Origin of the sequence: Pseudomonas monteilii NBRC 103158 = DSM 14164 (assembly GCF_000730605.1) — a bacterium.
Lineage (GTDB): Bacteria > Pseudomonadota > Gammaproteobacteria > Pseudomonadales > Pseudomonadaceae > Aquipseudomonas > Aquipseudomonas monteilii.
Genome location: NZ_BBIS01000084.1, coordinates 1 through 7883, shown reverse-complemented (window position 1 = coordinate 7883; position 7883 = coordinate 1). Strand labels below are relative to the sequence as shown.

Genomic DNA, 7883 nt, shown 5'->3' with positions numbered 1-7883 from the left:
CCCTATCTATGTGACTAATCAGTCCGGCAAGAACTGGCAAAGGTGCCCCACTAGTTCACGAGGTGCGGCACTATTGCCGATCTTGAACAGCATGTCGCGCTGACTGCGCGGCAGCTTTTTCGCGCAACGCGTGGCGGCTGATCGAATGGCAGCATCGGTACCATGAATCCGGTCAGCCAGAAGCACGATCAAAATGGCATCGCTCAACGTCATCAGGCCACATTCCTCGAAATAATGTCGGACAGTCTACCTCCCGGGAAAAGGACAGGCCATTCCGGTACCACAGGTAACTCGATGCGCCAGGCTTCGAAATTTCGCGTTCGCGAAAAGGCTCAAGGCGTTAAAGGGTAACGGCGGCAATGGTAAGGGGGCGCAAGGGTAAGAGGCCTATCCGAAACGGCAAAAGGACCTTCTGAATGTAAAGCAGGTAACGCGATGAAGCGCTGGTGGTTCAAACATCAAAAAGGCAATACCGCGGAGCCCTCGCTCGCTCAAGCTCCCGAAGGGTTTCACCTCCCTCTATCCTCTGAATCCCTGCTCTGTGCCGACCACCGGAAAAAGCTGCTGGAGCGCATCTGGCAATACACAGCGCTCTCGGAGCCGCAGTTCAATCAGCTCTACCTTGACCCGATCCGCCGCTACGCTACCTATGTACAGCAACTCCCTGCCAGCGAAAGTCACCACCATGCCTATACGGGCGGCATGCTGGACCATGGACTAGAACTGGTAGCCTGCAGCTTGAAGCTGCGCCAATCGTACCTGCTACCCAGCGGCGCCGCGCCAGAAGACCAGGCCGCACAGGCCGATGCCTGGAGCGCGGCGATTGCCTACGGCGCCCTGCTCCACGACATTGGCAAGATTGCCGTGGATCTGCAGGTGGAGTATCAGAATGGCGAGGTGTGGCACCCCTGGCACGGTCCTTTGACCCAGCCCTACCGCTTTCGCTTCTTAGTCGGTCGCGACTACAAGCTTCACGGCGCCGCTGCGGGGCTGTTGTACACGCAACTTTTGACTTCCTATCAGCTCGACTGGCTCAGCAGCTATCCGGTCTTGTGGAGCCACCTGCTCTTCCTGCTGGCCAACCATTACGATCATGCCGGCCCCCTCGGGGAACTGGTGCTGCAAGCTGACCGGGTATCCACCGCGCAGAACATCGGTGCCAACCCCACCAAGGCCCTGCTGGCCCCCAAACACTCGTTGCAGCACCATCTGCTCACGGGCTTGCGTCACCTGGTCAAGAACGAGTTCAAGCTCAATCAGCCTGGCGCTGCCGGCTGGCTCACTGTTGATCACCTGTGGTTGGTCAGCAAAACCGCGACCGACAGGCTGCGTGCCTACCTGCTGGCTCAAGCGGTGGACGGCATACCCTCCTCCAACATCGCCTTGTTCGATGAACTGCAATCACACGGTTTGGTCGAGGCAACACCGGAAGGCAAAGCGGTATGGAATGCCAACGTAACAGACGATGACTGGCAACATCGCTTTACTTTTCTCCGCTTGCAACCGAGCCTTATTTGGGCAGATGCGCCGCGACCAGACTGCTTTAAGGGCAAAGTTGAGCCGATAACAGACGGTTCCCTGCCGACTGGTGAAACCAATGAGCCGTCTCCGGATCGGCATCCAGCCACGCCAGAAGTCAATCAACCCGTCGCCGTGCTGCGAGATCAGGAATTCGACTACCTCGACGACCTCATGGACATGTTACAAGTGCCGGGCGAACGGGAGAGTGGATCAGCCGTTGAGAAGACGCAATCCACCACTGCTCCACCCCAGGATGCCGCGGGGCTGGCCTTTCTCGAGTGGCTGCGCGAGGGAGTTCACAGTCATCGCTTAGTGATCAACGACAGCAAGGCCAAGATCCATACGGTGGACGGTACTTTCTTCTTGGTCACGCCGGGGATCTTCCAGCTGTACATTGCAGAACACCCAGAGTTGGCCGAAGCAGCTCCAAAGAGCGAAGCCTGGCGACTTCTCCAGCGTCAATTTGAGAAGCTGGATGTTCATGTAAAAAAAACTAATGGTCGGAATATTTGGACCTGCACAGTTAGAGGCCCCCGAAAATCCGGCTCATTGAATGGCTACTTGCTACGCGATGCTAAGTCAATTTCGAGTGAGATTCACGCCAGCAATCCATTCTTGACTTTGATCACTTAAGCCCCTGAACTATCCAGTCGTTCATTTGCGAACAGTGAGTGAAGCGAACTCATCGCTTCACAGCTGTCATGACAGAGCGTATCGATCAAACAGTGCTCGGAAGAAGCGAATCAGCATCTCTTCAGCGTCTGGTTGACCAAGCTCGTACCCTCCAAACCGATACACCTCATAGCCTGATAATCTGAGCAGTCTGTCTGCAGCCACCATGTCCGAGTATCGCTTCGGACTAGCGCGGCCATCATCTGTTGCATAATGGTGCTGGCCATCGACTTCGATGACTATCCTGATACCGCCGGGCAGCAACAGAAGAAAATCCATCCGAGAACGGAGCAGCGCATCTTTGCCACGTTGTGCAACTGTCTGAGGATCCCAGTGAAACCAGACTTCTGGCAGCAGAGCAGGAAGGTTTGGAACGTTCTCCTTGGGAAACGCTTTGTAGAAGCTTGTGAACGCCAATGACTGCACCTTCGATGTGCCCTTAACACTCTCGCCCAAACGCTGATACAAAGGCTTTTTGCCCTCTCCTGCACTGAGCCCTTCCTTCTCCTCATACCATGACTGCAGTTCTCGCCATAGCAAACCGGCATGTCCTATTGGCCGGTCGTAAATCAGCACCTTATCCGCACTGGTTATGACCTCGACATCGTTGTCCAGAGCATTGCTGAGCCTGAGGTCGGGCTTGACTGACGATGCGAAGATCAGGTTCTTGGGAGCAGGCTTTCCCGCGGCGCCGATATAGGCCAGCGCGGGACTCAGGTAACCGTCATCACCCATCGTCGCGATGAAATGGACGCCACAAGGAACCAGGGCGCTATCAACCACCGCCATGAACAAGCGCTGTGAGCTTTCATCAGGCCTCACTTGAGATGAAGCTAGCGACTCTAAAAAGTGACTGAATCGGGAATCAGAACACTTGAATGCACCCAGTACTTCAAAGAGCTTCGTCACAGACCAGTCTTGGCTCCAAACGAAGTGTTTTACAATGAGGTCACGCAGCGTAGGGCCGAAGCTGAAATCGGGCTGCAGACTTCCTTCGTCAATTCGCCAGTAAGCCCCAAGGGCCTCTTGGAAGCCTATCTCATCAATGAACAACTGATGAGCTTCTAGGCTCTGGGCCAGATCACGTCTGTAGCGCCCTGGTATGACGGGGCAAGATCCGTCACTCCACAAAAGCTCTTGAAGATTGTCGCGTTCGTAGACTGTGAGAGAAAGAATTTTTAGCGCTTCTTGAGACGCAAGCACAATTTGCTCATCACTCGAAGCCCAGACACCGCCACTCAGGTGCTTTCGCTTTGAATCTGCCTCTGGACAATCCTCTAGGCCCAAACGAGCAAGAAACGGCGGAATGTCTATGCTCCTGAAGTTGTCCTTCTGATCACCCATGATCTTGGCGAAGCATTCGCGCAGCGCTGTTAGGCTGGCTGACGTATGAGGCATGAAATTATCTCAGCGAAAGATTGCCTCACTTGCTGAAATTGAGAGGCCATCAGGAGGGTTAACCAGCAGCACGGATCAACTCAATGAGCCGACGAGAGTTACTATCTAGGCTGAGTATCACCTCCTCCACTGGCAGCGCCCAGGCATCTGCCAGCAAAACCGCCGTTTGACCTGAACTCCAAGGCATGACGGTTTCACCATTCACCTGAGCAAATGGTCCATCACTTTCAGGCACTACACGATGTCGAGGTAGCTTCTTGGCTAATGCTTTCCCAGACGCGGAGTTGAAAGCTGCCGGACCAATGCTGAACCAGCACCCCATATCGGAGGCAGCCTTAAGCTCTGAGGCAGCTCCCGTAAACCAATGAAGTACGGCTGTTCCGTATCCTGGATGACTATCAAGGATGGAAAGCACATCCTTAACAGCCTGGCGCGAATGAATACTCAACACCCGACCGCCCAAGTTTGCACATTGGGAGACAACGGCAGTGAACACGTTGCGTTGCAAGTCGTAGCTTTGTTGGAAGCGCTTCGAACCGTCCAAGCCGACCTCTCCGACGGCGCCCGCATGCTTGATTTGCTCGAGTAGGCTTTCGAGTTCGCCATACCGATCATGCACTAACTCTGGATGTAACCCAGGTGTGATTAACACGTTCTCATGCCCACCCAAAACTCGATTGGTAGCCGTGAAAGCCCGGGGGCTGGTGGTAACCAGCCAAGTAAACTCGTTTTTCTTCACCGCCTGCGCGCAGACATCGCGTGCATTGGGGTAAAGATCAAGATGGCAGTGGAAGTCCATCAAAGCAATCCGTCTCCGGTCAGAAGGGCCTCCAATTCCTGAATGCCGTTGCTAAGTACCGCGCGATACTGAGGTCGTTCAGGAACAGAAGCAAACGCCAATGATGCTCCCAGCAGCCTATCGATCCCCTTCTCTTTTGCCGTGAGCACTGCCAGTGCTACAGCCATAGGGTCGTCAGGTCCACTGGACTTTTCACTGGTTTTCAAGTTTGGGTGAACGTATTCGGTATCGTCTGCGCCACCTGTCCAAGCAGTGAAGGCGGCGCGCCGAATCATGCAGGGGACACACCTTCCACAGTGCGTTCGATTATAGGTACGGAATCGACCGCAACTGGTGCTATCAGAGGCAAGTCGAAGTAACCGCGGCTGATCCAAACATTCGTTCATCATCTGCCCTTTGGTCTTGTATCGATAAGGCAATTCCAGTTGCACCGGAACCCCGACACCGTCCAAGACACGCTGCAGCTGGCTGATGAAGAGCGGATGCGTCGTCCGGGTACTGAGGCTTGACACTCGGCCCGGCACCAATGGTGGATTAACACAGATAAAGCCGTTCTCCGGGATGAACACTGTAGGGCGCGCAACACCCAACTGAGAAGCAGCCAGAACTGCGAAAGCATAAAATGCCAACGACCGCCCCCGGGTCGAAGGCTCGCGCGGGCCTTTGAAACTGATGCCGTGGCTCCACTGATAGTGAGCGCCGGCGCCGCCCAGAAGCTGTGCGTAATCACGCTGACGCTGGGAGTCCTCATGAGCAAGTTGGGAAACGAAAAGTGGGCGTCGCCCTTGTGCAACAAGATCCAAACCCCCAATGAGGCTGTCGAGGCCGCCCGACAGCAAAGAGACACAATCTTGATCCTTGGCGGCAGAGCGACCTTGGGGAGGAGGAAGGCCTGCGTTGGTAAAAGTCAACGTCCAGTAATCACCCGTCAGAACCTTCAGCAATTGCTCAAGCTCAGTCTTCCAGGGTTCCCAACGCATCGGATCAAAAAGCCCTACACTTAGCTCGATCGTCCTCGTCCAACCATCAGCGCTTGTGCTCCTCAGCGCGCAGAGATCAGTCGCGCATACAGCCAGGCACAACTGCACGAAATCCCAGGTCTCAGGGCTTGGGCGGAAACCCTTCCGTTTCAGAGAGCCGTGCCAGCTCTTCGCGATAGTGCCAACACCATCACGCCTCGCACTTTTGAAATAGGTAAAGGCCCGCTCGTCTTCTCTGAGTTGAGCTGGAAGGTGGTCGAGGCTAGTGCAAATTACCTTGATCATTCAGCGAATACCTCAAGCGCGGTTTGAAGCACCGCTTGGGCCAGCGTTTGCGGATCGACTCTGCGCCCTACAAGACCTTCCATGATTCGCTGCACCTCTCCATGAACCCATTCTTTGATGTCGTTGCGAAATTCCTGGATCTCAACCGGTGAATACTTGAGCTTCTCGTAGGTTTGACCTAACTGAAGATCCATGCGGTTGCAGACCTCATTGGCGATTGTAAAACCTATGACGGAGGTGATCTGCTGATCACTCAACTGGAGAATATCTACTTCGGGGTCTTGCTCGTACAACTGCCCCAATGCGTCAACAGCGGCGTTTCTCAGAGACTCGTCATCAACGCTCCCCGTCTCGGGCAAAACCTTTTTTATAACCTCCAGCACAAGGTCATTGGCAGAAAGATTGAGGCCTCGAATCCACTGAATCCAGTCCAGAACCTGGGGGTCAGTACCGGCTCGCACTGCTTCCAGAAAGGATCCAAGACGTCCTGCGCCATGGGCAACCCCGCGCATCGTACTGGCGGCACGCCCAGATCCGCCCATACCTTTGTTGATCATGCTGCTGGCTGCGCCGCGCAACGCGTCACGGCCACCGCCAGAAAGGTACTTTCCCATTTTCGAACGAGCCGGCATGAATCTGCGATCCGGGGCTAGATCATGATCCTGCGCAGGGTTCTGGCCATCATCTGGCGTATCCTGTGGTTGTCCACCGTCGTCATCTGGAGCGCCATCTCCTGCCCCATCTCCAAGACCTCCATTGCCAGCTGAATCGCCTTGATCTAACCATTCAGGGTCGAATGGAGAACCTGCTTTACCACCACTGCTTGATGTCGAGGTACCCATCAGGCCTCACTCCTTAACGCCGACTCGATGGCCCGCTTTGTAATCTCTCGAATACCTGCTTCTTCTATCCATGACGTTAAGACGTCCTTGGCCCAAGCTTGACTAGCAAGCGCAGGAATGAGCCCAGGTCCGATGGACTCAACAGGTGCAAGGCTCAAGAGCCCGGCTGCTCGCTTACCAAGCGCCGGATGAACCTTACAAGGCTCGATCAAAATGACCATTTCGGTAGCAGATCTCCATGTCCGCGACGGAGCATTACCCTGCCAGGCTTTTACCATTGCAAGTTCCGCCTGTTCACTGTCGACGGCGGCGATGGCTTTCGTTAAATGTTCATTTGAGGCAGTAGCAGCCTTCAAAGCATCCCTCAGCTCACGAGCGGCAGGAGTCATGTTGTCGTCGCCAAAATCGCGGGTCGCTGTATCTCTGCTGAGGTGGAGTAAAGGACGAAGATCGGCTGCACCAAGGGGGGGCGCCAACTGCAACCACTCCGAAATAAAGGGGTCGTCGGCGAATAGCTTGGACTGCGTACCTCCGTCCCGCGCAAGCTCCTCAGCCTGCAGGAGCTCCTGCACCTTGCCATCGTTCTCAGAGTTCACCATCGATGCCAACGTGTTTGCCAAGTCCTCCTTATAACGCTCCAGCAAATGCCATTTGGCTAGGGCCGGGATATCCAAGGTGATGCCTTGAGGCTGTGCCAACGACTCACGCAAGTACACTGTATTCAAAAAGCGTTTCATCAGCCTCGGATTAGCACTGATGCTGGTCGATTGGAACATAAGCCGCGCCAATCCTTGCGCCAAATCCATAAGTTGCTGAAGGCGACCATCCGAACCAACGAGTTCGTAAAGGAATGCAGATGATATGGTCTCCCCGAGCCAGCTCTTCGCAAGCCGTTGAGGAATCTCCACCTTCGCACGATCGAATTTATCTTGAGGGAAGCCACTGTTCCTAGCCTCCTTCTCAAGCAAGAGCAGAACCAGGTATGCCTTAGCCTCGTTCACTCCGATGCGAGGCACGTGCAGCGGCACCTGGATCAGCTTGTCGAAGTAGTTAGTAGCGATGTCACTCTTGATCCCTGTGCCTTCAAAATGTTTCTTCACTGCACCGTGGATGAAGTCATTATCCGCAGCGATTACGAAGGCAGTACGCTTGAGGAAAAGCAGCAGTCGGATGGATTCCAGGGTTGAAATGGCGGTCTCCGGCAGGCACCGATCCAAGTCATCCACGAACACTACGAGTGTGATACCAAGCTCTTCCAGCAGTTTTTCAAGGGCAAGCCTGAAGGCGTGAATTTCGTTCGGTAGGGAGAGAGGTTTGGCCGGGTTCAAAAGGCCGCTAGCCTTAAAGGCTAACGTTCCTTCTTCGCCCTTCTCATCATCTTTTTCT

7 protein-coding genes are annotated in these 7883 nt (G+C 54.6%); 1 reads left to right on the top strand and 6 read right to left on the bottom strand.

What is annotated here, in order from left to right; translation table 11 throughout:
* Positions 1 to 18: 18 nt before the first annotated feature.
* Complete coding sequence (locus PM2_RS28945) at positions 19 to 213, bottom strand: DUF7740 domain-containing protein (protein WP_028700071.1); 195 nt, start codon at positions 211 to 213, stop codon at positions 19 to 21.
* A gap of 222 nt (positions 214 to 435) precedes the next feature.
* Here PM2_RS28945 and mobH point away from each other — a divergent pair, with 222 nt between their 5' ends.
* Entirely contained in the window at positions 436 to 2154 is a 1719-nt protein-coding gene (gene mobH / locus PM2_RS28940; RefSeq protein WP_028700072.1) for a MobH family relaxase, read from the top strand.
* A gap of 66 nt (positions 2155 to 2220) precedes the next feature.
* Here the strand turns inward: mobH and PM2_RS28935 are convergent, their stop codons facing one another.
* The 5 genes from PM2_RS28935 to PM2_RS28915 all read right to left on the bottom strand — a co-directional run.
* On the bottom strand, positions 2221 to 3591 hold the full coding sequence (locus tag PM2_RS28935; protein ID WP_028700073.1) for an AbiJ-related protein: 1371 nt from the start codon (positions 3589 to 3591) through the stop codon (positions 2221 to 2223).
* Between the two features lie 58 nt (positions 3592 to 3649).
* A complete protein-coding gene (qatD, locus tag PM2_RS28930) occupies positions 3650 to 4390 on the bottom strand; it encodes a Qat anti-phage system TatD family nuclease QatD (protein ID WP_051564720.1) in 741 nt (246 codons plus the stop codon).
* The gene (gene qatC, locus PM2_RS28925) at positions 4390 to 5655 is read right to left on the bottom strand and encodes a Qat anti-phage system QueC-like protein QatC (protein WP_028700075.1); all 1266 of its coding nucleotides are present in this window, start codon (positions 5653 to 5655) and stop codon (positions 4390 to 4392) included. Before qatC ends, qatD begins: the two co-directional genes overlap by 1 nt.
* Positions 5652 to 6497 carry a Qat anti-phage system associated protein QatB gene (locus tag PM2_RS28920; RefSeq protein ID WP_028700076.1) on the bottom strand — a complete coding sequence of 282 codons (846 nt, stop codon included), beginning with the start codon at positions 6495 to 6497 and terminating at the stop codon, positions 5652 to 5654. The genes qatC and PM2_RS28920 overlap by 4 nt, the downstream gene beginning before the upstream one ends.
* On the bottom strand, positions 6497 to 7883 hold a 1387-nt coding region (locus PM2_RS28915), incomplete at its 5' end, for a P-loop NTPase fold protein (RefSeq protein ID WP_042132625.1). The genes PM2_RS28920 and PM2_RS28915, both read right to left, overlap by 1 nt.

Excerpts from the sequence above, each read along its gene's own strand:
- qatC (WP_028700075.1), bottom strand. The coding sequence starts at position 5,655 with ATGATCAAGGTAATTTGCACTAGCCTCGACCACCTTCCAGCTCAACTC.
- PM2_RS28920 (WP_028700076.1), bottom strand. The coding sequence starts at position 6,497 with ATGGGTACCTCGACATCAAGCAGTGGTGGTAAAGCAGGTTCTCCATTC.
- qatD (WP_051564720.1), bottom strand. The coding sequence starts at position 4,390 with ATGGACTTCCACTGCCATCTTGATCTTTACCCCAATGCACGCGATGTC.
- mobH (WP_028700072.1), top strand. The coding sequence starts at position 436 with ATGAAGCGCTGGTGGTTCAAACATCAAAAAGGCAATACCGCGGAGCCC.
- PM2_RS28935 (WP_028700073.1), bottom strand. The coding sequence starts at position 3,591 with ATGCCTCATACGTCAGCCAGCCTAACAGCGCTGCGCGAATGCTTCGCC.
- PM2_RS28945 (WP_028700071.1), bottom strand. The coding sequence starts at position 213 with ATGACGTTGAGCGATGCCATTTTGATCGTGCTTCTGGCTGACCGGATT.